19 protein-coding genes are annotated in these 25007 nt (G+C 74.3%); 5 read left to right on the top strand and 14 right to left on the bottom strand.

Annotation, left to right across the window (positions count from 1 at the left end; all coding sequences use genetic code 11):
• Window positions 1-50: 50 nt before the first annotated feature.
• The gene (locus ACQRUO_RS29890; RefSeq protein WP_428319226.1) at window positions 51-1601 is read right to left on the bottom strand and encodes an MFS transporter; all 1551 of its coding nucleotides are present in this window, start codon (window positions 1599-1601) and stop codon (window positions 51-53) included.
• A gap of 103 nt (window positions 1602-1704) precedes the next feature.
• On the opposite strand from ACQRUO_RS29890, the gene ACQRUO_RS29885 reads away from it, so the two are divergent.
• On the top strand, window positions 1705-2679 hold the full coding sequence (locus tag ACQRUO_RS29885) for a LysR family transcriptional regulator (protein ID WP_428319225.1): 975 nt from the start codon (window positions 1705-1707) through the stop codon (window positions 2677-2679).
• A gap of 21 nt (window positions 2680-2700) precedes the next feature.
• Here ACQRUO_RS29885 and ACQRUO_RS29880 read toward each other — a convergent pair whose 3' ends face one another.
• From ACQRUO_RS29880 to ACQRUO_RS29870, 3 genes are read right to left on the bottom strand one after another with little or no spacing between them, the layout of a single operon-like run.
• Window positions 2701-3669: an NADPH:quinone oxidoreductase family protein gene (locus tag ACQRUO_RS29880; protein ID WP_428319224.1), complete on the bottom strand. Its 969-nt coding sequence runs from the start codon at window positions 3667-3669 to the stop codon at window positions 2701-2703.
• The gene (locus ACQRUO_RS29875) at window positions 3666-4463 is read right to left on the bottom strand and encodes an SDR family NAD(P)-dependent oxidoreductase (RefSeq protein ID WP_428319223.1); all 798 of its coding nucleotides are present in this window, start codon (window positions 4461-4463) and stop codon (window positions 3666-3668) included. The genes ACQRUO_RS29880 and ACQRUO_RS29875 overlap by 4 nt, the downstream gene beginning before the upstream one ends.
• An 11-nt stretch (window positions 4464-4474) precedes the next feature.
• A complete protein-coding gene (locus ACQRUO_RS29870; RefSeq protein ID WP_428319222.1) occupies window positions 4475-5230 on the bottom strand; it encodes an SDR family oxidoreductase in 756 nt (251 codons plus the stop codon).
• 197 nt (window positions 5231-5427) lie between these two features.
• On the opposite strand from ACQRUO_RS29870, the gene ACQRUO_RS29865 reads away from it, so the two are divergent.
• On the top strand, window positions 5428-6042 hold the full coding sequence (locus ACQRUO_RS29865) for a TetR/AcrR family transcriptional regulator (RefSeq protein ID WP_428319221.1): 615 nt from the start codon (window positions 5428-5430) through the stop codon (window positions 6040-6042).
• A gap of 81 nt (window positions 6043-6123) precedes the next feature.
• On the opposite strand, the gene ACQRUO_RS29860 is transcribed toward ACQRUO_RS29865, so the two are convergent.
• Window positions 6124-7008 (bottom strand): S1 family peptidase, encoded by an 885-nt coding sequence (locus tag ACQRUO_RS29860; protein ID WP_428319220.1) that lies wholly within the window; start codon window positions 7006-7008, stop codon window positions 6124-6126.
• A gap of 216 nt (window positions 7009-7224) precedes the next feature.
• On the opposite strand from ACQRUO_RS29860, the gene ACQRUO_RS29855 reads away from it, so the two are divergent.
• Window positions 7225-10176 carry a hypothetical protein gene (locus tag ACQRUO_RS29855; RefSeq protein WP_428319219.1) on the top strand — a complete coding sequence of 984 codons (2952 nt, stop codon included), beginning with the start codon at window positions 7225-7227 and terminating at the stop codon, window positions 10174-10176.
• A 59-nt stretch (window positions 10177-10235) separates the two neighbouring features.
• Here the strand turns inward: ACQRUO_RS29855 and ACQRUO_RS29850 are convergent, their stop codons facing one another.
• From ACQRUO_RS29850 to ACQRUO_RS29835, 4 genes are all read right to left on the bottom strand, one after another.
• On the bottom strand, window positions 10236-10847 hold the full coding sequence (locus ACQRUO_RS29850) for a TetR family transcriptional regulator (RefSeq protein WP_428319218.1): 612 nt from the start codon (window positions 10845-10847) through the stop codon (window positions 10236-10238).
• 102 nt (window positions 10848-10949) lie between these two features.
• Window positions 10950-11780, bottom strand: a complete 831-nt coding sequence (locus ACQRUO_RS29845) for a polysaccharide deacetylase family protein (RefSeq protein WP_428319217.1) — start codon at window positions 11778-11780, stop codon at window positions 10950-10952.
• Between the two features lie 930 nt (window positions 11781-12710).
• Entirely contained in the window at window positions 12711-14948 is a 2238-nt protein-coding gene (locus tag ACQRUO_RS29840) for a putative bifunctional diguanylate cyclase/phosphodiesterase (RefSeq protein WP_428319216.1), read from the bottom strand.
• On the bottom strand, window positions 14945-15721 hold the full coding sequence (locus ACQRUO_RS29835; RefSeq protein ID WP_428319215.1) for an SAM-dependent methyltransferase: 777 nt from the start codon (window positions 15719-15721) through the stop codon (window positions 14945-14947). Before ACQRUO_RS29835 ends, ACQRUO_RS29840 begins: the two co-directional genes overlap by 4 nt.
• A gap of 274 nt (window positions 15722-15995) precedes the next feature.
• Between ACQRUO_RS29835 and ACQRUO_RS29830 the strand changes: the two genes are divergently transcribed.
• Together ACQRUO_RS29830 and ACQRUO_RS29825 are read left to right on the top strand one after the other, a co-directional pair.
• Window positions 15996-17759 carry a glycoside hydrolase family 15 protein gene (locus ACQRUO_RS29830; RefSeq protein WP_428319214.1) on the top strand — a complete coding sequence of 588 codons (1764 nt, stop codon included), beginning with the start codon at window positions 15996-15998 and terminating at the stop codon, window positions 17757-17759.
• Window positions 17760-17947: 188 nt separating this feature from the next.
• Complete coding sequence (locus ACQRUO_RS29825; RefSeq protein ID WP_428319213.1) at window positions 17948-19891, top strand: Ig domain-containing protein; 1944 nt, start codon at window positions 17948-17950, stop codon at window positions 19889-19891.
• A gap of 129 nt (window positions 19892-20020) precedes the next feature.
• Here the strand turns inward: ACQRUO_RS29825 and glmS are convergent, their stop codons facing one another.
• From glmS to ACQRUO_RS29800, 5 genes are all read right to left on the bottom strand, one after another.
• A complete protein-coding gene (gene glmS, locus ACQRUO_RS29820; protein ID WP_428319212.1) occupies window positions 20021-21847 on the bottom strand; it encodes a glutamine--fructose-6-phosphate transaminase (isomerizing) in 1827 nt (608 codons plus the stop codon).
• A 161-nt stretch (window positions 21848-22008) separates the two neighbouring features.
• The gene (locus ACQRUO_RS29815; RefSeq protein WP_428319211.1) at window positions 22009-22296 is read right to left on the bottom strand and encodes a hypothetical protein; all 288 of its coding nucleotides are present in this window, start codon (window positions 22294-22296) and stop codon (window positions 22009-22011) included.
• Window positions 22297-22432: 136 nt separating this feature from the next.
• Window positions 22433-22831, bottom strand: coding sequence for a DUF6114 domain-containing protein (locus tag ACQRUO_RS29810; RefSeq protein WP_428319227.1), 399 nt, complete (start codon window positions 22829-22831; stop codon window positions 22433-22435).
• A 269-nt stretch (window positions 22832-23100) separates the two neighbouring features.
• Window positions 23101-23757: a DUF6230 family protein gene (locus ACQRUO_RS29805; RefSeq protein ID WP_428319210.1), complete on the bottom strand. Its 657-nt coding sequence runs from the start codon at window positions 23755-23757 to the stop codon at window positions 23101-23103.
• A gap of 177 nt (window positions 23758-23934) precedes the next feature.
• On the bottom strand, window positions 23935-24777 hold the full coding sequence (locus tag ACQRUO_RS29800; protein WP_428319209.1) for a TetR/AcrR family transcriptional regulator: 843 nt from the start codon (window positions 24775-24777) through the stop codon (window positions 23935-23937).
• Between the last annotated feature and the right edge of the window lie 230 nt (window positions 24778-25007).

Genomic DNA, 25007 nt, shown 5'->3' with positions numbered 1-25007 from the left:
CTCTTCCGATCTGACCCGCCGCCGGGCCGGCCCGGGGCAGCCGGCCCGGCTCAGCGGGCCCGGACCGGGGGTACGGGCTGCTCGGCCGGTGCGCCTGCCCGGGCCGGCTGCGCCGTCACCGCTCCGCCCGCCCGCGCGGGGCGTTCCCGGTACCAGAGCCAGACCAGGCCGGTGGCCACCAGCAGCAGGGCCGCCACCAGCCGGAAGCCGGTGTCCATGGCCCGGGTGAAGGCGTCCAGCACCTGGGCCCGCCCGGCCGGGTCCAGGGTGGCGGCGTGCGCCAGGGTGTCCGCGGTGGAGTGGCCGGGGCCGCGCAGCCCGGCCGGTACCGCACCGGTGAAGCGGCCGTTCAGCACGGTGCCGACCACCGCGACGCCCAGGGCGCTGCCCAGTTCCCGGGTGGAGCTGTTGAGCCCCGAGCCCAGCCCGGCCTGCTCCGGCGGCAGCGAGCCGACGATCCCGGTGGAGAGCGGCGGCATCGAGAGCCCGGCGCCGGCGGCCATCACCACCAGGGCGAGCGCGTACAGCGGGTACGGGGTGTGCCGGTCGGCCAGCGAGAGCAGCAGCAGGCCGGCGCTGACCAGCAGCAGTCCGGAGATCGCCACCGCCCGCGGCCCGAACCGCCGCACCAGCGGCACGGTGCGCCGGGAGACCAGCAGCATGGCCAGCGCCAGCGGGGCGATCCCCAGCCCGGTGGCGAGCACCGAGTAGCCCTTGACGTACTGCAGGTACTGGGCGTTGACGTAGAAGAGCGCGAACATCCCGAAGAACGTGGTGCCGATCCCCAGCGCGCCGGCGCGCACCTTGGGCAGCCGGAACAGCCGCGGGTCGAGCAGCGGGTGCGGGTGGCGCAGCTCGTAGCCGACGAAGCCGGCCAGCAGCACCGCCGCGGCGGCGAAGGCAGTCAGCACCGGCAGCGAACCCCAGCCGTTGTCCGGGCCCTCGATGATGCCGTAGAGCAGTGCGAGCAGGGCGGCGGTCAGCAGCGCGGCGCCGACCGGGTCCTGCCGGGTGCCGCGCAGCGGGGTGTCCGGGACGGTGGTGGCGGCGAGCCGGCAGAACAGCAGCGAGATGGGCGCGACCACCAGGAAGAGCGCCTGCCAGGGCAGGAACTGGAGCACCAGGCCGCCCACCGCGTTGCCGGCCACCCCGCCGAGGCCGGTCATCGCGGCCCAGGTGGCGATCGCGTGCGGCCGGCGGGCCGGTTCGATGGCGCCGACGATCACCGAGAGGGTGGCCGGCAGGATCAGCGCCGCACCGACGCCCATCACCACCCGGGCCGCGATCAGCTCGCCGACGGTGCCGCTGGCGGCGGCCGCGCCGGCGCCGAGGGTGAAGACGGCGAGTCCGGCGGTCAGCGCCCGGCGGTGGCCGTAGTGGTCGCCGAGCACGCCGGCGGGGATGAGCAGGCCGGCGAAGACGATGACGTAGCAGTCGACGATCCACAACAGCCCGGCCGAGGACGGGTGCAGCGCGCTCGCCGCGATCTTGGGGATCGCGAGGTTGATCGACGCCACCATGCCGACGGTGAGGACGACGCAGGCACAGAGCAGCGGCAGCAGCAGCCGGCTCGGGGCGGGTGAGGTGGTGGTGGAGGCCATGTCCTCCACGGTAGGAGGCCAGCGGATTGCATACAAATGCCTATACGGCAATCAGTCATTTACTCGAACGCATTCCGCTCGCCGGCCCTGGTAGCGTGCGCCCGTGCCCACCAGCGACCCCCACGCCTTGCCCGTCGGCGAGAGCGCCCCCGTCGGCCACCCCGGCCCCGACGTCCGCAGCACCCTCGACCTCAACCTGTTGACCACCCTCGACGCCCTGCTCACCGAGGGCAGCGTGGCCGGCGCCGCGACCCGGCTGCACCTGTCCGCGCCCGCCGTCAGCCGCGCGCTCGGCCGGATCCGCAAGGCGCTCGGCGACCCGGTCCTGGTCCGATCCGGCAACCAACTGGTCCCCACCCCACGGGCGCTGGCCCTGCGACCCCGGGTGCGCGCGCTGCTGGAGGAGGCCCAGGCGCTCTTCACCGGCGACCCGGCACCGGACCCGGCCACGCTGCGCCGCACCTTCTCGCTGGTCGCCCACCACGAGGTGGTGCACGCCATCGGCCCCGCCCTGCTGACCCGGGTGGCCCGCGCCGCGCCGGGCGTGGTGCTGCGCTTCCTGCCCGAGTCCAGCGGCGACAACGCGGCGCTGCGCCTCGGCGAGGCGGACCTGGAGATCGGCGTGATCGCCGGCGCCGGCCCGGAGACCAGCGTGGCACCGCTGGTGACGGACCATCAGGTCGGGGTGGTGACCCCGGACCACCCGCTGGCCCGCGGCACCGTGACGCTGGCGCGGTTCGCCGCCGCCCGGCACGTGGTGGCCGGGCGGCGCGGCCGGCTGCGCGGCCCGGTCGACGACGTGCTCGCCGAACACGGCCTGACCCGCACCGTGGTGGCCGCCGCGCCCACCTTCGCCGCGGCGCTGCTCCTGCTGCCCGGCACCGGGCTGACCACCATGGTGCCCGAGCGCCTGTGCCGTTCGGCCGTCGCCGCGCTCGGCCTGCACAGCTTCGAGATCCCCGCCGAGCTGCCCCCGCTGCCCATCTCCCAGGCATGGCACCGCCGCTACGACAGCGACGGGGCGCACGCCTGGCTCCGCGAGCAGATCACCGCCGCGGCCCGGGAGCAGCTCGGCTGACACACCTGCGCCGACCCCGCGCTACGGCAGCAGCACCAGCCGCCCGGTGGTGGAGCCCTCCGCGACCCGCTGGACCGCATCCGCGGCCGCGCCCAGCGGCAGCCGCTCGCTGACCAGCGGGCGGACCAGCCCGGCGGCGGCGAGCTTGGTCAGCTCCTCGTGCGCGGCGTGCACCGCGGCCGGGTCCTTGGTGTTGTACAGACCCCAGTGCAGGCCCAGCACCGAGTAGTTCTTCACCAGCGCGTGGCCGAGCGGCGGGGTCGGGATGGTGCCGCTGGCGAAGCCGACCACCACGATCCGGCCCTCGAAGGCGACGCACCTGGTGGAGCCGGTGTAGGCGTCACCGCCGACCGGGTCGAAGACCACGTCCGCGCCGCGCCCACCGGTGGCCGCCTTGACCTGAGTCACGAAGTCCCCGGCCTCACCCGCCGCCTTCCGGTCCACCACCAGGTCGCAGCCCAGCTCCCGGGCCGCCGCGGCCTTCTCGGCCCCGCCGACGACCCCGATCACGGTGGCACCGGCCGCCTTGCCGAGCTGCACCGCCGCGCTGCCGACCCCACCGGCCGCGGCGTGCACCAGCAGGGTCTCCCCCGGGCGCAGCGCGGCCCGCCGGTGCAGCGCGAACCAGGCGGTCTGGTAGCCGATGTGCAGCGCGGCCGCCTCCGCGTCGTCCAGCGCGTCCGGGGCCGGGAAGAGCGCCCGCCCGTCCAACAGGGCGTACTCGGCGAAGGCGCCGGTGCCGGCCACCGGGTTGCCGATCACCCGGCGCCCGTCCGGCAGTTCACCGCACAGCTCGACGCCCGGGGTGAACGGCAGCGGCGGCTTCACCTGGTACATCCCCAGGCACATCAGTGCGTCCGGGAAGTTGACCGCGGCCGCCCGCACCCTGACCAGCACCTGCCCGTCGCCGGCGACCGGCTCCGGCACCTCGTCGACCAGCCGCATCACCTCGCGCGGCAGCCCCAACTCGCCGACCTGCCAAGCCTTCACTGCGTGCCCTCCACGTTCGGCTCCAGCCCGTCCACCAGCTTGCGCTGCAACTGGTTCATCCCCACCAACCAGCCGTCCGGGTCGGCCGCCCGGTGCGCGTAGTACCCCGCCACCTCCGGGTGCGGCAGGACCAGGAAGCGCTCCTCGCCGATCGCCCGCAGCACCTCGGCCGCGACCTGCGACGGCTCCAGCGCGCCGTCGGCGAGCAGCGCCCGGCCCACCGCACCGGACTCCTCCAGGATCCTGGTCCGCACGCCCTGCGGGCAGAGCGCGTGCACCCTGACCCCGCGGTGCCGGTAGGTGGCCGAGAGCCACTCGGCGAAGGCCAGCGCGCCGTGCTTGCTGACCGAGTACGGCGCCGAGCCGAGCATGGTGAGCAGCCCGGCCGCCGAGACGGTGGCCACGAACCGCCCCGCGCCGCGCTCCAGCCACTCGGGCAGCAGCAGTTCGGCGGCGCGCACGTGCGCCATGACGTTGACCTCCCAGGCCGCCGCCCAGGACTGCTCCGGCGCGTCGGCCCCGCCGCCGGGCGCCACGCCCGCGTTGGCGCAGTAGACGTCGATGCCGCCGCCCAGTTCGGCCCGGGCCGCCTCGATCAGCGCCGCCACGCCGTCCCGGCCCGCCGCGTCGCCGGGCACCGGGTGGCCGCCGATCCGGGCCGCGACCTCCCGGGCCGCCGCCGCGTCCAGGTCGTTGACCACCACCTCGGCCCCGGCGGCGGCGAACGCCTCGGCCAGTGCGGCACCGATGCCGCCGCCGGCGCCGGTGACCACCACCCGGGTGCCGGACGCCACCGCCGTCCCGCTCACAGGCCGCCGCCGATGGTCACGCCGCCATCGACCACCAGGGTCTGCCCGGTGATCCAGGCCGCGGCGTCGGAGAGCAGGAAGGCGACCGCGCCGGCCACGTCCTGCGGCACCCCGAGCCGCTTCAGCGGATAGGGCGCGGCGGCCTCCTCCTCGCGGCCCTGGTAGAGCGCCTCGGCGAACTTGGTCTTCACCACCGCCGGAGCCACCGCGTTCACCCGGATCCCCGGGCCCAGCTCGCCGGCCAGCTCCATGGTGAGGCGGCTCAGCGCGGCCTTGCTGACCCCGTACATCCCGATGCCGGGCGAGGTGCGCAGCCCGGCGATCGAGGAGACGTTGACCACCGCGCCGCCGTGCTCGCCCATCCAGGCCTGGTGGGCGAGGCGGGTCCAGCCCAGCGGGGCGAGCACGTTGACCGCGAAGATCTTGGCGGCGGCGGCCGGGTCGGTGTCCAGGATCGGGCCGAAGATCGGGTTGATCCCGGTGTTGTTGACCAGCAGGTCGAGCCGGCCGAAGGTGGCCATCACCTGGGCCACCGCGTCCTGCTGGTGCCCGGGGTCGTCGGCCTTGCCGGCCACGCCGAGCGCGTGGTCGGGTCCGCCCAGGTCGCGCACGGCCTCGGCGAGCGGCTCCGGGTTGCGGGCGGTGATGCAGACCCGGGCCCCGCGGTCCACCAGCTCACGGGCGATGCCCAGGCCGATGCCCCGGCTCGCACCGGTGACCAGCGCCACCTGTCCCTTGAACGAAAGCGTCATGGCGGTCCTCATGTGATCCGTGCGGTGATCGGGTGATCCGTGCGGTGATCGCGACTCGCGAGTAACTAAGCGCTTGCTTAGCATCTGGGTCACCGGGCACACTGTCAACCACCACGGACCTCCGTCGCGGGGCCGCCCCGCACCCGGCCGCCCGCCGCGACCCGGAGCTGTCCGATCCACGTGCGAGGATGTCGACCATGACCACCGCGCAGGACCTCGCCGACCTGTGGCCCGGGGAGCGCCCCGAGGCCGCGCGCCGGCTGCTGCTCGCGGCCGTCGACTCCTTCGCCACCCGCGGCTACCACGCCACCACCACCCGGGACATCGCCACCGCCGCCGGGATGAGCCCCGCCGCGCTCTACATCCACTTCCCCTCCAAGGCCGCCCTGCTGGCCGAGATCAGCCGCAACGGCCACGCCGCCACCCTGGCGCTGGTCGAGGCCGCGGTCGCCGACGGCACCGACCCGGTGGCCCGGATGCGCCGGCTGGTCGAGGACTTCACCGCCTGGCACGCCCGCGGCCACACGGTCGGGCGGATCGTCAACTACGAGCTGCGGGCGCTGCCGGAGGCGGACTTCGCCGAGGTGGCCGAGCTGCGCCGGCGGATCGAGGACGCGGTGATGCGGCTGATCGAGGAGGGCGTGGCCGCCGGCCGCTTCACCGTCGCCGAGACCCGCACCACCGCCCGCGCGGTCACCTCGCTGGGCATCGACGTGGCCCGCTGGTACAACGAGCGCAGCAGCGAGACCCCCGACCAACTCGGCGCCCGCTACGCCGACCTGGTCCTGCGCATGCTCGGCACCACCGCCTGAGGCTGCCCTCGGGCGGTGGTACCGAGCGGTGCTGCCGAGTGGTGCTGCCAGGCGCCGGGTCGCCCGGGCCGGGCCCGGGCGTTACTGCGGCTGGGGCAGCGTGCAGCCGGGCAGGTTGAGGTCGAGCTGGTTGCCGGGGTCGAAGCAGGCCGGGATCTCGTAGGTCTCCTCGGCGTAGTTGGTGCCCTGGTGGACGGTGACGTTGCCGCTCTGGTCGACCTCGCACGGGTTGTCCACCGTGCACTGCTCGCCGTTCTCGTTGCCGGTGTTGTTGACCGCCACCACCAGCCCGGTGTCGGTGTCGATCACCGGGGAGCCCGAGGTGCCGCCGATGGTCTGGCACTGGGGCGTGTAGCGCACCGAGTCCTTCCACACCCAGCTGCCCTCGTCCAACTGGTAGACGAAGCCGTCGATCGAGCACGAGTAGGTGGCCTGCCAGTAGCCGGAGACCACCTCGATCGGACTGCCGGCCACCGGGTGGTCGGCCGAGAGGGTCAACGGGTTGATGCCGTACTGCTGCTGGATGTCGGCGTAGCTGTTCGGCAGCTGGTACAGGGTCACGTCGGTGTTGGTCATGGTGGCGTACACCACCGTGCTGGCGGTCAGCGTGCCGATGCCGTTGCCCGAGTCGTCCAGCAGCGTGAAACTGCGGCTGGAGGGCTGGTTCACGATCACCTGGCCCGGGTCCGGCATCCCGCTCTCCAGACAGTGGCCGTTGGTCATCACCAGGGCGGGGTCGGTGGGCTGCGAGTTGGGCAGGCGGATCAGCGAGCCGGAGCAGTCGTCCAGCGCGACCGTGCCGGCGAAGCCGACCGAGCCCGCGCGGCCGACGGCCAGGTGCTGGGTGGGGACCCCCGGCACCGGCTGGGCGATGGCCTGGGCGGGCGCCGCGCCGGCCAGGGTGCCGGCGGCGCTCGCGGCGCCCAGCAGGGTCGCTGCCAGCGCGCCGAGGAGGGACTTCTTCACAGGGGACTCCTTGTCGTGGGGGGGTGGATCCCGAGTGCGGTACCGCGAGTTGGGGTGCGGTTCCGCAAATTTGGCGCGGACATGACTACGTGTCAAGAGTGCGTGCACCACTGAGCCGGGACCCCGGCCGTGCCCGATCCCGGCTCCAGCCCTGGCCCGGTATGCGCCGTCTGGGTAGAATGTCGGGGGTTCTCAGCCACCGTGGGGGCCAGCACGATGAGCGACGACGCACCGGCACCGGCCGGCCCCGGCACCGCCGAGGGCCCGGGCCCCCGCGTCCCCGGCACCCCCACCCGCTCCCCCGCCGAACCGCCGCTCGACCTGCACGCGGACTTCGGACAACTCGCCGCCCGACTGCGCGCCGCCGTCGACCGCGGCCACTGGCTGGACGCCTACCTGCTCTGCGCCGGCGCCGGCCAACTGGCCGAGGACCGGCTGCAGGGCGTCGACCGGTCGCCCCGCCGGCTCGCCGACCGGCTGACCCAACAGGCCGGCCACCCGCTCGCCCGCACCGCCGGCGAGTTCGCCCGCGACGGCCTCGACCTGGCCGGCGCCGCCACCGGACGCACCCCCGCCCGCCGCGCCGCGCTGGCCCGCTGCACGGCGCTGGGCACGCTGGCGGAGGCCCTGGCGGAGCGGGTCCTGGACGGGCGGGGGCCGGACGGCTCCGCGGTGGCGCCGTCCCCGGAGGCGGCCGCGCTCACCGAACTGCTGCACCGGGCCACCGCCGGCCGCCCACCGGCCGGGCTGCTGCGCCCGCCCGGCTGCTTCGCCGGCTTCGACCTGCACCCCGACGACCTGGTGGCACTGGCCGAGCTGTTCGCCGCCGACCACCCGGCGCGGGAACGCCCGCTGCTGGTCCTCGGGGTGCGCACCGCGGGCAGCTACCTGGCCCCGCTGGTCGCCGTCACGCTGCGCCGCCTCGGCTACCGCGCGGTGCACTGCGCCACCACCCGCCCCGGCCTGCCGACGCTGCCCGGACGGGCCGCCGAGCTGCGCCGGCTGCGCGCCGCCGGGGGCACCCTGCTGCTGGTCGCCGACCCGCCGCTGACCGGCGGGTCGCTGGCCGCCGTCGCCGCCCGGGCCGAGCGGGCCGGCTTCGACCGGGCCTCGGTGGTGCCGCTGTTCGCCTGCTTCACGGACACCGCCGAGGTGCCGCCGGCCCTGGCCCGCTACCCCTGCCGGGTGCTGCCCGGCACGGCCTGGCGGGCCCGCGCACTGCTCCGGCCACCGGCGCTGGCCCGGACGGTGGCCCGGCTGCTGGCACCCGGCCGCCTGCTCCACCTGGCCGCCCCGGCCGACCCCGGCCCGCCCTGCCGGGCGCACCACCTGGCCGTCCCGCTCACCGCCGAGGTCGCCGAGCCCGACGGCCGCACCCGCACCCTGCCGCTGCGCGCCGAGTGGGTGGGCGTGGGCTACCTGGGCGCGCACACGGCCGAGGTCGCCGCCCGGCTGCCCGACCTGGTGCCGCGGGTCCACGGCTTCGCCGACGGCGTGCTGCTGCGCGAGCGGCTGCCCGGCGAGGAGCACCCGGCCGAGCCGGTGACGGTCTGGCAGATCGCCCGCTACACCGCCGTGCGGCAGGACCGGCTGGCGGTCCCGCTCGACCGGTCGCCCGCACTGGCCGGCCGCCGACCGGTCTGGGAGGTCGCCGCCGAGCTGCTGGCCCCCGCCCTCGGCCGGCTCGACCCCGCGCTACGGCCCACCCTGCTGCACCCGCTGGCCCGCGCCGTGCTGACCACGCGGCAACCCTGCGTGGTCGACGGCCGCACCCGCCCCGAGCAGTGGGCAGCCGCCGCCGCGGGCAGCTGGCGCAAGACCGACTTCGCCGAGGGCGCCTTCAGCCTCCGCGACCTGGCCGGCTACGACGCCGCCTTCGACCTGGCGGGCGCCGCCGACGACCTGGCCGTCACCGCCGAGCCGAACGGCACCGTGGCGGAACTGGCCGGCCGCTCCGCCACCGCCGAGCGCGCCGCCGAACTGCGCACCGCCTTCGCCCGGCTCACCGGTGAGCGGATCCCGGACGCCCGCTGGTGCCTGCTGCGCCTGGTCCACGTCTGGGACGCCGAACGGCTGGCCGCCGCCGGACTCGGCCCGCCGGTGGCGGCGGCCGTCGCCCGCCGAGCCAAGGCCCGGATCGTGCAGCGGTTCCTGGCCGGCGTCTACCTGGCCGACCTGGACGGCCCCGGCGCACCGCCGCCCGGCCCGTGGTGCGTGCTGACCGTCGACGGGGTGCTGGAGAGCGAGGCGCTCGGCTTCCCGGCGGCCGCCCCGCAGGGCATGCTCGCGCTCCGCGCACTGCGGGCGCACGGCTGCCGGGTGCTGCTCGCCACCGGCCGCCCGCTGCCCGAACTGCGCGACCGCTGCGCCGCCTACCGACTGCCCGGCGGGGTGGCCGAGTACGGGGCCCGCTGCCTGGACGCCGCCCACGGGCTGGTCGAGGAGCGGCTGCCGCCCGGCTGGCGCGCCGCCGAGGCGGGCACCCTGCGGGCCCGGCTGGCCGAACTGCCCGGAGTGCGGGTCGACCCCGCGGGGCGCTGGTGCGTGCGCGCCTCGGTCGGGGACGGGGCGCGGCGGACCCGGCTACCCGCGGCGGCGGTGGACCGGCTGCTCGCCGACCGGGCGGTGGACCGGTGGTACACGGTGGTGCAGGGCGCGTCCGAGACCGACTTCCTGCCCCGCGGCACCGACCCGAGCGGCGGGGTCCGCACCCTGCTACGCCTGCTGAGCTCGGCCGAGGACTCTGGCAGGGGTGGCGAGGGGCGGGGACGGGGTGGCGAGGGGCGGGGACGGGGCACAGGCGTGGCGGACGACGGCGCGGCGGGCCCGCCTGCGCTGGCGGTCGGCGCCGGGCGAGCCGACCTGGCGCTGCTCCGCTGGGCCCGGCTCGGCCTCGCCCCCGGCAACGGCGCGCCGGAGCTGCGCTCGGGCGGGGTGCCGGTGCTGCGGCGGCGCCACCAGGCGGGGCTGGCGGAGGCGGTCGGCCGGCTGATCGGGCACCGCCCCGGCGGCTGCCCGCAGTGCAAGCCGCTCTTCCAACCACCGGAGACGGAGGCCCTGTTGGCCGTCCTCGCGGTGCCGGGCGCCGACCCCCTGACCGCCCTGGCCCAGCTGACCCGGGCCACCGCGCGCGCCGTCCGCCACCCGAGCCCGCGCAGCAGCCGGTGAGCGTCTGACCCGGCGGGCAGCCCGGCTCTCTACTCCTGGTCCTGGTCCTGGTCCTGCGCCTACTCCTTCCCCCGCTCCAGCGACTCGGCGAGCCTGCGGGCCGCCCAGACCACGGTCTCGCGCTGCCGGGCCCGCTCCGCGGCGTCGTCCCGGGCCTCCGCACCCGAGAGCATCCGGGCGATCTGCGGCACCGCGAACCACCAGGCCGAGATCGCGAGCAGCAGGAAGACGAAGTGCGCGGCGTCGACCTCACCGGTGACCGAGCCGGACGCCTGGGCGTCCAGCAGGGCCTTGACCTTCTGCTGGTAGTGCCCGGTGCGGGCCGGCTCCTCCGGGACCGCCCGGTCGAACGCCAGGCCCTCCCAGTGCAACAGTCGAACCAGGTGCGGGTGTTCGGCGTGGTAGTCGAAGGTGCGACCAGCGAAGTCGCCGATGTCGTCGACCCGGATGGACGCCAGCGGGACGGCGGCGGCGATCTTCGCGAGCTCGTCCGAGAGCACCGTGGCGAACAACTGCTCCTTGTCGCCGAAGTAGTTGTAGAGCCGCTCCTTGTTGACCCCGGCACGCCTGGCGATCCGGTCGACCGTGGTGCCGTGCGGACCGAAGGCGGCGAACTCCTCGGTCGCCGCCGCCTTGAGCTTGCGCCGAGTCTCCTCAGTGTTCCGCGTCATCGCCCGAGTCTATGACCAACGAAATCGTTGACAACAGCGCCACGACGGGGCCGGGCATGCTCGCGAAGGTGTTCCCGGGCGCGGCGGATCCGGTGGCAGCCGCTACCACCCCCGGTCAGCGGGGCCGGCTCCCGCGCGGCCGGCAGACCCACGACCGACGCCACGCAGGCGGCGGTAGAGCCGCCAACCGCGGGTGCGCAGCCGGTCGGGCTCGGTGCCGACCGGGGCACCGTAGCCGTCCAGCCAGCGCTGGAAGTGCTCGGGGGCGGTATCGGCCCGCACCACCAGGCGGGCGATCCGCAGCGGGTCGTCGGCCGCCGAGCTGAACGCACCGGTGGCCGCGCAGGCACAGGTCCAGCCGGCATCCTGCACCCGGCGCCGCACCGCGAGGCTGGAGTAGCCGTGCGGATAGGCGAAGGCACTGACCTGGTGCCCCAGCGCCTCCTCCAACTCGGCCTTGCAGCGGATCAGTTCGGCGGAGACGCGCCGGCCCGGCAGCACGTCGAGCTGCGGGTGGGTCTGTGAGTGACCGCCGATCTCGACGCCGAGCGCGTCCAGTGTGGTGAGTTGACGCCAGGTCAGCATCTCGGCCGGTGGCAGCAGACTGCCGCCCGGCGGCTCGCCGGGCACGTGCACCGCGCCGGTGGTGACGAAGAGGGTGGCCGGCAGGTCCCGTTCGGCCAGCGCCGGTGACACCGTCCAGTAGAAGTCGGCGAAGCCCTCGTCGAAGGTGAGCACCGCCGCCCGCTCCGGCAACGGGTGCCCACCGCGCTGAGCGGCGACCAGCCGGCGCAGCGGAACCACGGTACGACCGCTGTCGCCGAGCCGGGCCAACTGCTCGGCGAAGGCCCGCGGCGTGACGGTGAGCGGCGCGATCCAGTCCGGCGGGTCGTCCTGCACCGCGTGGTAGAGCAGCACCGGCACCGCGGTCACGGCACACCCCACCGGGGTACGTCATGGACCCGCGCGCTCCCGGGCGCGCCCGGCCCGACTCGGGCGCGCACCGGGGACTGCGGTGGCTGGAGGGAGTGTGGTGGGTCGGGGGAGTGCGGTGACTCGATGCGATGGGCGGCGGCGACCGGCGCGCGGCGCATCCGGGCTTCGGGGCTCCGGGTGCCGCCGGTGTCGACCGGTCCGAGCAGGTGCCCGCGCAGCCGCACCAACGCCGGCGCGCCACCACCGGAACCCAGCGAGCCGGAACCGACCGGGGGGCGTGACACCCACCGGATCACCGGTTCCGACGCGACGGTCCCGGCGGGTGTGCCGAGCGAGTCGCGGGCGGCAAGGCGGGGGCAGGCCACCGCGGTGCGCCGGTCGGGGCCGTTCATCGCTCCCCCGAAAAGGGGGAGTTCGGGGCCAGGGGCCTCAGGACCCCCGGGCACTGCCCGGCCGGCGACCGGCCGAGCGCCAGTGAAGCGGCGGCGCGGCGGGGCGGTGTTGCCGGGCGGGGTGGTGTTCATGGCGGGGTGGTCGGGCTTGCGGACTTCATGACGGGGACACTCATGACGGGCTGCCCCTTCGGCGGCGCGCGAAGGCTGCGCGGCGCAGCCGCGAGCCCTTGACTGCTGGCCTGCTTCGGGCGATCCCCTGCTCCCCCGGTGACTCCCCGCCTGCTTCCCCGCCGCCCCCGGACGCCCGCCGCACCCGCGCACGCCCCGCTCCCCGCGAGCCGCCCCTGCACGATTGCGGTACCAGGGCCCCATCATGGGCACCCTGCTCACGGAGGGTCAAGGGATTATCAGGGCATACCAGACTATTTGCCCAGGGGTTTACCCTCACCCACGAGGACACCCCGAGGCATGGAGACATGCGGGGCGGGGCGGTACCCCGGCGCCAGCCGCATCGACGGGACGCCGCCCCCTCCTAAGCCCCGTCCCCACCGCCTCCCGCGATGATGCGCTTGGCGATCTCCTCGGGGCGCATCGGGCGGCCGAAGTGCCAGCCCTGGGCGCGGTCGCAGCCCATGGAGCGGAGGCGGTCGGCGTGGTCGGCGTTCTCCACGCCCTCCGCGGTGACCGTGAGCCCCAGGTTGTGGGCCAGGGAGACCAGGCCGCCCACGATGCGCCAGCCGAGCACCTGTTCCCGGCCGGACTCCTTGAGGTCGCTGACGAAGGAGCCGGCGATCTTCAGGCCGGAGACCGGCAGGTCGCGCAGGTAGGCGAGGTTGGACCAGCCGGTGCCGAAGTCGTCGACGGCGAGCGAGACGCCCATGTCCACCAGCGAGTTGAGGGCGCGCAGCGACTCGTCCTTGGGGCCGAAGACGGCGCTCTCGGTGATCTCCAGCTGGAGCCGCTTGGGTTCCAGACCGGTGTCCCGCAGGATCCGGTCGATGTCCGAGACCAGGCCGGCGTTGCGCACCTGGCGCACCGCGAGGTTGACGTTGACCTGGGGGGCCCGGTCGCCGAAGCGGCGGACCCAGTCGGCGGCCTGGCCGCAGGCCTGTTCCAGCACCCAGCGGCCGAGCGGCATGATCAGGCCGGTCTCCTCGGCGGTGCCGATGAACTCGTCGGGGCCGAGCACGCCCAGTTGCGGGTGGCGCCAGCGGACCAGGGCCTCGACCGCGTTGAGCGAGCCGTCGGCGAGTGCGCAGAGCGGCTGGTAGTCGATGAAGAACTCGCCGCGGTCGAGCGCCACCGGCATCCGCACCGAGACGGCGTACCGGCTGACCGAGCGGGCGTTGCGCTGCGGGTCGAAGAGCGTCCAGCGCCCGCGGCCCTCCTCCTTGGCCCGGTACAGGGTCAGGTCGGCGGCCCGCACCGCGGCCATCGGCGTGGTGGCCGCCACCGGTCGCTCCAGCACGCCGACGCTGGCGCCGATCGCCAGGCGGTGGCCGTCGATCGGCACCGGCTTGGCGAGCGAGGCCAGCACGGTCTTGGCCGCCGCCACCGCCTCCTGCTCGCCGCGGCAGTCCTCCAGGAGCACCACGAACTCGTCGCCGCCGAGCCGGGCCACCAGGTGGCCGAGCGGGCGCAGCGCGGCCTCCAGGCGCAGCGCGACGGCGGACAGCAGCTGGTCGCCCATCTCGTGGCCGAGCGAGTCGTTGACCACCTTGAAGCCGTCGAGGTCGACGTAGCAGAGGCCGAACCGGGCGCCGGGCTCGGGCGCCTCGAAGATCGCCTCCAGCCGCTCGAAGAAGGCCGAGCGATTGGGCAGGCCGGTCAGCGGGTCGTGGGTGGCCTGGTGGCGCAGCCGCTCCTGGAGGCGGTAGCGGTCGGTGATGTCCTCCAGCATCGCCACCTGGTAGACCGGCGTGCCGTCGTCGTCGCGGATCAGCGAGACGGTCAGGTGGGTCCAGACCACCTCGCCGTCCTGGCGGTAGTAGGGCTTGTCGAAGGAGAAGTGCTCGCGCTTGCCGCTGACCAGCTCGGCGTAGGCCTCCCAGACGCCGGGGGTGTCCTCGGGGTGTACCAGGTCGTTGACCCGGCGGCCCTGCATGTCCTCGGGGCGGGCGCCGAAGATGTCCTGCAGCGCCTTGTTGACCGCCAGGATGTTGCCCTCGACGTCGCCGATCCCGATCCCGATCGCGGCGCTCTCGAAGAGCGCCCGGAACCGGGCCTCGGACTCGCGCAGGGCCCGCTCGGCCTCGCGCCGGGCGCTGTCGGCGGCCAGCCGGATGGCCTCCTGCTCCTGCAGGGTGCGTTCGCGCAGCGCGGCGGCCCAGCCGGCGGCGAAGGCGCCGGCCAGTTCGGCGTGACCGCCGCTGCCACCGCTGCCACCAGTGCGGCCTGTGCGGCCGGTGCCACCACCGCCACCGCCGCCATCGCTGCCGCCGGCCAGCAGGGCGATGGCGCGGGAGAGCAGGTCGGGGTCGGTGAAGTGGGCCTCGACCAGCAGCGCGCCGGCCTCGGCGGCGGGGCCGGCGTCCAGCGGGGTGGTCGCGCCGGCGAGCTGCAGCAGCTCCAGGCTGCGGGTGACCAGGCGGTTCAGGGCGCCGGGGTGCATCGCGGCGCCCTGGCTGCTGCGCAGCAGGCTCGCCCACTGCTCCGGGTCGGGGCCACGGGCGACGACCGACTCGGGCGCGGGGGCGCCCGGCGAGCCACCCGCCTCAGCGGGAGCAGGTGCGGCCAGGGCTCTGTCGCCGGCCGGCGGAGGGGCGGTCACGTCAGGCGCCCCACGCCGACCACGCCGACCATCCGCTCGGGGTGCTCCCCGACGGCGGCCGGCTCGTCCGGGCGCCACTGCGGCAGGTAGACCACCCCGGGCTCGACCAGCTCGAAGCCGTCGAAGAGGCCGGTGATCCGCTCGACGGTGCGCATGGTCAGCGGGGTGGGCGTCTTGCTGTACAGGTCCTGGTGGGTCACGGTCTGGTCCGGGCGGCCCTCCGCGGAGGCGTGGCAGATGGCCAGCGCGCTGCCCTGCGGCAGGGCCTCGCGCAGCGTGCGCATGATCCCTTCGGGGTCCTGCTCGTCGGTGACGAAGTGCAGCACCGCGACCAGCAGCAGCGCCACCGGTTCGCCCTCGCCGAGCAGCGCGGCCACCTCGGGGCGGGCGAGCAGGTCGACCGGGTCGGTCAGGTCGGCGTCGACCACCGTGCAGAGCGGGTCGTCCTGGAGCAGCAGGCGGCTGTGCGCGACCGCGACCGGGTCCTTGTCCACATAGACCACCCGGCTGTCCGGCTGGATCTCGCGGGCCACCTCGTGCACGGCGCCGAAGGTCGGGATGCCGGAGCCGACGTCCAGGAAGCGGGTGTAGCCCTGCTCGGCCAGGAAGGTGACCGCGCGGCGCAGGAAGGCCCGGTTGGCGCGCATGATCCGCGGCAGGTCGGGCCACATCTTGATCGCTTCGCGGGCCATCTCGCGGTCGGCCGCGAAGTTGTGCGAGCCACCCAGGTAGTAGTCGTACACCCGGGCCGCCGCCGGCCGGTCAAGATCCATACCCGCGGGCACCCACGGAGGTCGCCGCATCAGGGACCCCTTCCGACACAGAAATAGACAAGAGGCACATAGATCATCCTATGAGCGCAGCGTGACTGCAACCGGCTCGACCCCGTCCCGAGAAGCCCCCGAGACCGTCACGATCAGGGTGTTCGCTGTGCGAACAGCGCGACCTGCGACATGGCGAATACCGGCGGGCACCGCGAATACCGGCGGTCGTCCACCGGCGGGCACGCGAATACCGGAGCCGAGAATACCGGCGGACAATGGCGGCATGGCAGGACGGATCGAGGACTACGCCCTGCTCGGCGACCTGCAGACCGCCGCGCTGGTCGGCCGGGACGGTTCGGTCGACTGGCTCTGCCTGCCGCGCTTCGACTCCCCCAGCTGCTTCGCCGCCCTGCTCGGCGACCAGCGGCACGGCCACTGGCGGCTGGCTCCCGCCGCCCCCGGCTACCGCGCGACCCGCAGCTACCGGCCCGGCACCCTGGTGCTGGAGACCCGCTGGCAGGGCCCGGACGGCGCGGTCCTGGTGACCGACTTCATGCCGCAGCGCGAGCGCGACCCGCGGCTGATCCGGATCGTCACCGGGCTGGCCGGGCAGGTGCCGCTGGCCGGCGACCTGCGGCTGCGGTTCAACTACGGGCGGGTGGTGCCCTGGGTGCGCCGCACCGACCACCACCGGGTGGCGGTGGCCGGCCCCGACTCGGCCTGGCTGCGGGTGCCCACCGGCGTGCACACCTTCGGGCAGGACGGCGCGACCCGCTCCGAGTTCACCGTGCGGGCCGGCCAGGCGGTGGCCTTCACCCTCACCTGGCAGCCCTCGCACCGCACCGGCGCCCGGCGGGTCGACCCCGCGCGGGAGCTGCACGAGACCACCGCGCGCTGGCAGGACTGGGCGGCCGGCTGCCGGTACCGGGGGCCCTCGCGGGAGGCCGTGCTGCGCTCGCTGATCACCCTCAAGGCCCTCGCCTACGCGCCGACCGGCGGGATCGTGGCCGCCCCGAGCGCCGCGCTGCCCGAGGTGCTGGGCGGCGAGCGGAACTGGGACTACCGGTACTGCTGGCTGCGCGACTCCAGCATGACCCTGGCGGCCCTGCTGCGCGGCGGCTTCCGCGAGGAGGCGGCGGCCTGGCGGCGCTGGCTGCTTCGGGCGATCGCCGGCGACCCCGGGGACCTGCAGGCCGTCTACGGGGTGGCCGGCGAGCGCGGACTGCCGGAGGCCGAGGCCTCATGGCTGCCCGGCTACGCCGGGTCGGCGCCGGTGCGGTTCGGCAACGCGGCCGTCGGCCAGCTCCAACTCGACGTCTACGGCGAGGTGCTGGACACCCTGCACCTGGCGTTCAGCGCCGGGGTGCCGATGGAGCGGCAGGTCTGGGGGTTGCTGAAGGCACTGCTCGGTTACCTCTCCGAGCACTGGCGGGAGCCGGACGAGGGACTGTGGGAAGTGCGCGGCGAGCGGCGGCACTTCACCCACTCCAAGGTGATGTGCTGGGTGGCGGCGGACCGCGCGGTGCGGCTGGCCGAGGCGACCGGGCTGCCCGCGCCGGTCGAGCAGTGGCGGGCGCTGCGGGCGGCGGTGCACCGGGACGTCTGCGCACACGGCTACGACCCGGACCTCGGGGTCTTCGTCCAGGCCTACGGTTCACGGGAGTTGGACGCCGCCACGCTCTTCGTGGCGAAGACCGGGTTCCTGCCGCCGGACGATCCGCGGGTGCGGCGCACGGTGGCGGCGGTGCGGGACGGGCTGGACCACGGGGGCTTCGTGCGGCGCTACGCGGCCACCACCCCGGACGGGCTGCGCGGGCGCGAAGGGGCCTTCGTGGCCTGCTCGTTCTGGCTGGCGGAGGCGCTGGCCACGATCGGCGAGGCGGACGAGGCGCGGGAGCTGTTCGACCGGACCGTGCGACTGGGCAACGACCTGGGGCTGCTCGCCGAGGAGTGGGACCCGCTGACCGGGCGCCACCTGGGGAACACCCCGCAGGCGTTCAGCCACGTGGCGCTGGTGAACGCCGCCTTCGCGCTGTCCGGGCAGTAGTGGCCGCACTCGAGTGACCACGCGCGGGTGGCCGCACGCGGGTGACCACACACGAACGAACAGCTTCCAACGAAAATTCCCAAAATCCGATGCACGAGTCTTGACCTCTGTGATGGGTGACATGTGTCATTGCACAGTCAGCTGGCACTGTCGCACTCCCATCCCTCACAGAGAGTCAGGAACCCCCTGTGCCCACAGTCCGTACTCCGCTCGGCGGCCGGGCCCGACGCCTGCTGCTCGCAGGCCTCGCGCTCGCGGTCACCGCAGCAGGATTCACCGGCACCGCGAACGCACAGACCCTCACCTCCCCCACCCCGTCGGCCGGTTCCGACGCCGCTGCCCACCCGGCCGACCAGGGCTGGCAGCAGCTCGACGGCGCCTGGGTCCAGCTCGGCACCACCCATCCGCACGCCATGCCCAACGCCGCCGCCCACGCCGCCCAGCAGGCCGCGGCCGCCGGCCCGACCGGGCACGGCTCCACCCGCAACAACTACGACCTGCAGATGACCTACCGCGGCAGCCAGGACAGCATCGGCGTCACCACCGGCCCGCCCGAGGTCTACCTGGTGTACTGGGGTAGTCAGTGGGGCTCGGCCGGCACCGACCCGGGCACCGGCGACACCACGCTGACCGGCGACCCGGACAGTGCCGCCCCCTACCAGCAGGAGTTCTTCAAGGGGCTGGGCAGCAGCACCGACACCTGGTCCAAGGTGATGACCCAGTACTGCGAGGGGATCGCCACCGGCAGCGTCTCCTGCCCCGCCGGCGCCAACCACGTCGGCTACCCCGTGCCGGGTCACACCCTGGCCGGGGTCTGGGTGGACAACGCCGCGCCGTCCCCGCAGGCCGCCACCGAGCCGCAGATCGCGGCCGAAGTGCTCGCCGCCGCCCGGCACTTCGGCAACACCGGCGCCAACCAGAACCGCAACGTCCAGTACGTCATCAACACCCCGCAGGGCGAGGACAGCGACAAGTGGAAGGAGCTGGGCTACTGCGCCTGGCACACCTTCACGCGCAGCTCCTACGGCACCCTCGCCTACACCCTGATGCCCTACCTGACCGACGTCCCGGACTGCGGCACCAACTGGATCAACCCCGGTGCGCGCGGCCGCCTCGACGGCTACGGGATCATCGGCGGCCACGAGTACGCCGAGACCATCACCGACCAGAACCCGATCGGCGCCTGGACGGACGCCACCGGGCAGGAGATCGGCGACAAGTGCTCCTGGATCCCGGTCGGCGCGAACGGCGGGATGTTCAACCTGCCGCTGGCCACCGGGAGTTTCCCGGTCCAGACCATGTGGTCCGACTACGACCACCTGTGCATGGGCAACGACCCGCTGGTCACCAACCCGGCGCTGCTGGTGACCAAACCCTGCGACCAGACCGCGCAGCGGGGCGTACCCGTCGACTACGCCGTGCTCGCCTCCGACGCCGCCGGCCGGCCGATCCGCTACGGCGCCACCGGCCTGCCCGCCGGGCTGTCGATCGACCCGGCCACCGGCCGGATCACCGGGCGCAGCAACGCCAACGGCTGGCAGCGCGTCACCGTGACCGGCGCCGACGACCGGGGCAACGCGCAGAGCCAGAGCTTCTGGTGGGGCTTCTTCCCGGGCCCGCAGGTCGGCTGCCAGCCGATCGAGCAGCTCATCGACCCGGGCTTCGAGAACGGCACCGCCGACCACGGCGCCTGGAACGCCTCGGGCTACAACCTGATCACGCCGTCCAGCGCGCACGCCCCGCACAGCGGCTCGGGCTACGCGTGGCTGGGCCAGAACCCCAGTGACTCGATCACCCAGTGGGTGGAGACCACTCCGGGCTACACCAGGATGACGCTCTCCTTCTGGCTGAACATCACCGGATCGGCCTCCGACAGCACCGCGCCGCCGACCGACTTCGCCGGCGACACCCTCACGCTGATCCTCTACGACCAGTACAGCGGCGCCGAGATCGGCGCCGTACACACCTGGAGCAACCTGGACGCCACCAACGGCTACCGGTACCAGTCCTTCGACCTCACGCCGTACGTGGCCAAGGAGTTCGGCTCCACGGTGGGCATCAGGCTGTCCGCCCGCTCCAGCAGCGGCAAGACCGCCTTCCTGATCGACGACGCCTCGGTCCACCTGACCTGAGCCGTCGTCCCGGGGCCCCTGCCGTCGGCGGACGGCAGGGGCCCTTGCCCGTGGGCGGACGGCAGCGGCCCTGCCCGTGGGCGGACGGCAGCGGCCCTGCCGTCCACCGGGCCGACTGCCGACTGCCGACTACTCGACGGTGACCGACTTGGCCAGGTTGCGCGGCTTGTCCACGTCCCGCTCCAGGGCGACCGCGGCGTGGTAGGCCAGCAGCTGGAGCGGGATGTTGAGCAGCAGCGGGTCCAGCTCGGGCTCGTTCTTCGGCACCAGCACGCTGTGGTTGGCGAGCTTGGCGTCGGGCGCCCGGTGGGCGACGGCCAGCACCCGGCCGGCCCGGGCCCGGATCTCGCCCAGCGTGGTGAGGTTCTTGTCGAGCAGCTCGTCGTCCGGCACCAGGGCCACGGTGGGCAGTTCGGGGCTGATCAGGGCCAGCGGACCGTGCTTGAGCTCGCTGGCCGGGTAGGCCTCGGCGTGCACGTAGCTGATCTCCTTCAGCTTCTGCGCGCCCTCCCGGGCCACCGGGTAGCCGCGCACCCGGCCGATGAACATCATGCCCTGGCAGTTCGCGTACTCGGCGGCCAGCTCGGCGATCTCCTTCTCCTGCTCCAGGATCTCGCGGATCTGGCCGGGCAGCGCCTTGAGGCCGTCGACGATCCGGCGGCCGTCGGCCGGCGAGAGGTCGTTGATCCGGCCGAAGTGCAGCGCCAGCAGCGCGAAGGCGACCACGGTGGAGGTGAACGCCTTGGTCGAGGCCACCGAGATCTCCGGACCGGCGTGCAGGTAGATGCCGCCGTCGCAGGCCCGGGCGATCGCGCTGCCGACCGTGTTGACCACGCCGAGCACCCGGCCGCCCTTGCGCTTGACCTCCTGCACCGCGGCCAGCGTGTCGTAGGTCTCGCCGGACTGGCTGACCGCCACGTAGAGGGTGTCGGCCTCGATCACCGGGTTGCGGTAGCGGAACTCCGAGGCGGGCTCGCTGTCGGCCGGGATCCGGGCCAGCTCCTCGATCAGCTGGGCGCCCATCTGCCCGGCGTAGTAGGCGGACCCGCAACCGATGATCTTCACCCGGCGGATGTCGCGCAGCTCCCGGGCGTCCATGTTGAGACCGCCCAGGTGCGCGGTGGCGAAGCGCTCGTCCAGCCGGCCGCTCAGGGTCCGCTCGACCGCGCTCGGCTGCTCGTGGATCTCCTTGATCAGGAAGTGCGAGTGGCCGGCGGTGTCGTAGGAGTCGATCTCCCAGTCCACGGTGGAGGGCTGGCGGTTGGTCGGCCGCGCGTCCTCGGTGAAGGTGCTGAAGCCGTCGGCCCGGACCACCGCGAGCTCGCCGTCCTCCAGGTGCACCACCTGACGGGTGTAGCGGACCAGCGCGGCCACGTCGGAGGCGACGAACATCTCCTTCTCGCCGATCCCGAGCACGATCGGGCTGCCGTTGCGGGCCACCACGATCCGGTCCGGCTGCTCGGCGTCCACCACCGCGATGCCGTAGGTGCCGACCACCAGGGCCAGCGCGGCGCGCACCGCGTCCTCCAGCTCGGCCCCCTCGGTGCTGTGCGCGGCGACCAGGTGGACCAGCACCTCGGTGTCGGTCTCCGACGCGAAGACGGCGCCCTCGGCGGTCAGCTTGGCGCGCAGCTGGTCGGCGTTCTCGATGATGCCGTTGTGCACCACGGCGAACCGGCCGGCGTTGTCCAGGTGCGGGTGGGCGTTGGCGTCGCTCGGCTCACCGTGGGTGGCCCAGCGGGTGTGGCCGATGCCGGTGGTGCCCTTGAAGCGGGCCGGCACCGAGGCCGCCAGGTCGGCGACCCGGCCCTTGGCCTTGCGCAGCTTGAGGCCGCCGCCCTTGCCGGTGACCGCCACACCGGCCGAGTCGTAGCCGCGGTACTCCAGGCGTTGCAGGCCCTCGAGCAGGAAGGGGGTGGCGTCCTTGGGACCGATGTAGGCGACGATTCCGCACATGCTGCTGGGTCTCCTGAAGGTTGACCTGAGGGTGGACGGTGGTGCTGAGGGTGGTGGTGCTGAGAGTGGTGGTGCCGACGGTCGGTCCCGCCGGGGCGCGCGCCGGACGGGGGCCCGCCGGCGGTGGACGATCAGTCGGTGGACGGTCGGCCGGTGGACGGTCAGCCGTAGACGATGCGCCGCAGCTGCCGGGCGGACAGCTCGGGGGCCACCACCCGGCGGGCGGGCAGCTCCTCGGCGATCCGCTGGAAGATCTGGTCGTTGGTCAGGCCGCGGGACTGGAGTTCGCCGTGCCGCCGCTGGACGAACTCCGCCGTGGTCTCGGAGAAGTACGCGAGCACCTCGGCCACCACCCGGGCCGCCTCCCCGGGCCCCAGCACGCTGGTGCGGGTGAGGTGGGCGAGCAGGTCCGAGTAGAGGGGCTGGGGCGACTGGGGCGAACTGGGCACGGAGAGTGATCCTAGGCTGAGCGTCTGAAATGACAAAGAATCCTGCCCGAAATCGGGCAGGATTCTCAGCTTGGGTCACGCGAATGCTCTAACGGGACGGGTGGGACGGGTGGGAACCACCCCGGCCCGCCCTGTCCTAGCGGACCGGAGCGGCGGAGCGGTCGCGGCGGAACACCCGGCGGCGGGCGGGCTGGTCGGGCAGCCAGCCGAAGGCCAGCGAGCTGCCGATCAGGCCCAGCAGCAGCCCCAGCAGGAAGCCGCCCAGGTTGGAGGTGACCCAGGTGGTCAGGGTGAGCAGCACCGCCAGGATCGAGTAGAAGAGCCGCTGGGCCGGGTTGAAGAGCAGCAGCAGCCCGCAGACCAGCAGCACCAGCGGGACCAGGTAGCCGGCCAGGCCCTGCATCCCGATGTGCAGGACCACCCCCAGCGGGGCCTTCTCGGTGAACAGGATCTCGCCGCCGGCCAGGGTGACCAGCAGACCACCCCAGAACGGACGCCGATCGCGCCAGGCCCGGAAGGACCGTCGCGGGGTCACCGCGAGCGGGGTCGCCGCGAGGGGGACGGGCGCGAGCGGGGCGGGCGCGACCGAGGCAGGCGCGGCCGAGGTCACCTCGAGCGCGGCGGTCGGCGGCGGGCCGGTCTCGACGGCGGGCTCCGCGGTGACCGCCGCGATCGCGGCGAGGGCGAGGTCGGGCGTGCTTTCCCCCGCAGCCGCGGGGACCGGGGTGCCCGCCGGCTCGGCGACGGGCACCGGGGGCTCGGGCGGGGGCTCGGCCGCCCCCGCCGTCGGGGCGTCCGTCATCCTCAGCAGCCCGTACCGCTGAAGCTCAGGTGCATCCCGGGGAGCGTGAACGAGCCGGCCGTGGTGGCCCAGTTGTTCTGCCGCAGGTTCTGGATGACGACGCGGTCCGCCTGCTGGCCGAAGACGCCCGGCCGGCCCTGGACTCCCGCCTTGTCCAAGGTGCTGGCGTCGTTGCCGATCTCGATGTTGGTGAACGAGGCGTCGCCGGAGAGTACGTCGGAGTCGGTGGTCAGGTTGGTCGCCTGGACCGGCGAGGAGCCGCCACCCGCGGTGATCTTCAGGTTGATGCCGCCCAGGTTGACGCTCTGGCACAGGTTGGACAGCGTGGCGGTCTTGATCGCCGAGACCGCCACGAGCACCTGTCCGCCGGTGTGCCCCTGGTTCGGGCTGTGCGGGATCATGTGGTCCATGTCGCCGTACTGCTCGAACCCGTGACCGTCCAGATTGGTCGCGGTCACCGTGAAGGGCAGGCCGGAGATGGCGAACTGGGCGGCCAGCACCCCCTGCGCGGTCATGACCATCAGGACGCCGCCGGCCACGCAGGCCGGAATCGCCATCAGGGCGGCCCGGCGCAGCCGGACCCGGCCGCGGCGCGGCGGCTCTGCGGACTGCGGCTCGGGGCCGTCCGGCACCACGCCCAGCTCTTCGGACCGATCCATGAATGCTCCAGGGAGGTAGTGGGGGATCCGTGATCGCATCGGCATGTCGTCCTGGCGCGGACAGCGTCTGCGGCGGGCAGCTCATCATCGATCAAGTTGCGTCCCTGGCAGGGGATTTGATGATCCAGACCCGTAGCATGAGAGCTGACTGGAAGTTACCTCGGGGTATCCGGAGGGTCAAGAGTTCGCGCGCGGAACCACCGGCCGCGCCGGCGCAGCTGCCGACCGCACCGCCGAGTCCTCCACCGCGCACGGCAGCAGCGGTCTCCGCCAGCCCGCCCCGGCCGCCTCGGCCCGGGCCACCCGGTCCGCGGCTACGGCCGGCCCGAGGAAGGCGGCCAGCGCGAAGTGCGCCAAGCTCGGGAGCAGGTCCGGGAGTTCGTCGTGGCGGCCGGCCGCGATGGTGCGGTAGATGGTGGAGTAGACCCCGCCCACCACCGAGTCCACCAGCAGCTCCCCCGACACCCCCGGCGGCGGCACCGGACACCCGGTGAACAACCGCCGCATCCGCACCCGGAACTGCTCGCGCACCAGCCGCCCGGCCGGACCCACCGCGTCCACCTCGACCACCGCGACCGTGGCGAACGCGGGCACCTCGGCCAGGATCGCCAGCACCACCCGCAGCGCCGCGTGCAGGCCGTCGCACCAGTCGCACTGGGCCGCGAAGGCCTCCTCCATCCGGCGGATCACCACCGCGGTGCCGTGCCGGTGGGCGGCCAGGAAGGCCTCCTCCTTGCCGCTGAACTGCTCGTAGAAGACCGGCCTGGTCACCCCCGCGGCCCGGCAGATGTCGCTCACCCGGGCCCCGGCGTAGCCGTGTGCGGCCACCGTATGGACCACCCCGTCCAGCAGCCGGTCGCGCTGGGTGGCGGCCACCACCTCGGCGGGCAGCCGGCTCGGGCCGCGCCGGATCGAGCGGGCCGGATCGCGACCGCTGCGCGTCCCGGGAAGGATGAACTCTCCTGGGGTTCTTTCGAGTTCGTCGTCCAGTTCAAGATTTGTCGGCAACTTCCGCACCATCCCTTGACGCTGGCGTGGGCCAGGTTTAGAACCTTCCCAGGTTTTCAAATGTCTTCACTGTTCCGGCGCTGTCGCGGCTCCCCCGCCCCGGCGCCGCTCGGGGCGGCACCCGCCCCGCTCCTGACGGGCTCCGGTGATCGGCGGTGGCAGCCGCCGGCCGGCCCGGTTCCGGCACCGGCAGACCGGGCCGCTCGTGGCGCCGAGCGGCCCGGCCCGGCCGGCCCCGCCCG

This window comes from Kitasatospora sp. LaBMicrA B282, assembly GCF_050325825.1.
Lineage (GTDB): Bacteria > Actinomycetota > Actinomycetes > Streptomycetales > Streptomycetaceae > Kitasatospora.
The sequence above is the reverse complement of the archived record's forward strand: the minus strand, read 5'-3'. Positions and strand labels throughout refer to the sequence as shown.

Bases quoted from the DNA above. Each gene is read 5' to 3' on its own strand.
- ACQRUO_RS29890 (WP_428319226.1), bottom strand. From the start codon at position 1,601: ATGGCCTCCACCACCACCTCACCCGCCCCGAGCCGGCTGCTGCTGCCG.
- ACQRUO_RS29870 (WP_428319222.1), bottom strand. From the start codon at position 5,230: ATGACGCTTTCGTTCAAGGGACAGGTGGCGCTGGTCACCGGTGCGAGC.
- ACQRUO_RS29865 (WP_428319221.1), top strand. From the start codon at position 5,428: ATGACCACCGCGCAGGACCTCGCCGACCTGTGGCCCGGGGAGCGCCCC.
- ACQRUO_RS29855 (WP_428319219.1), top strand. From the start codon at position 7,225: ATGAGCGACGACGCACCGGCACCGGCCGGCCCCGGCACCGCCGAGGGC.
- ACQRUO_RS29850 (WP_428319218.1), bottom strand. From the start codon at position 10,847: ATGACGCGGAACACTGAGGAGACTCGGCGCAAGCTCAAGGCGGCGGCG.
- ACQRUO_RS29835 (WP_428319215.1), bottom strand. From the start codon at position 15,721: ATGGATCTTGACCGGCCGGCGGCGGCCCGGGTGTACGACTACTACCTG.
- ACQRUO_RS29830 (WP_428319214.1), top strand. From the start codon at position 15,996: ATGGCAGGACGGATCGAGGACTACGCCCTGCTCGGCGACCTGCAGACC.
- glmS (WP_428319212.1), bottom strand. From the start codon at position 21,847: ATGTGCGGAATCGTCGCCTACATCGGTCCCAAGGACGCCACCCCCTTC.
- ACQRUO_RS29805 (WP_428319210.1), bottom strand. From the start codon at position 23,757: ATGGATCGGTCCGAAGAGCTGGGCGTGGTGCCGGACGGCCCCGAGCCG.
- ACQRUO_RS29800 (WP_428319209.1), bottom strand. From the start codon at position 24,777: ATGGTGCGGAAGTTGCCGACAAATCTTGAACTGGACGACGAACTCGAA.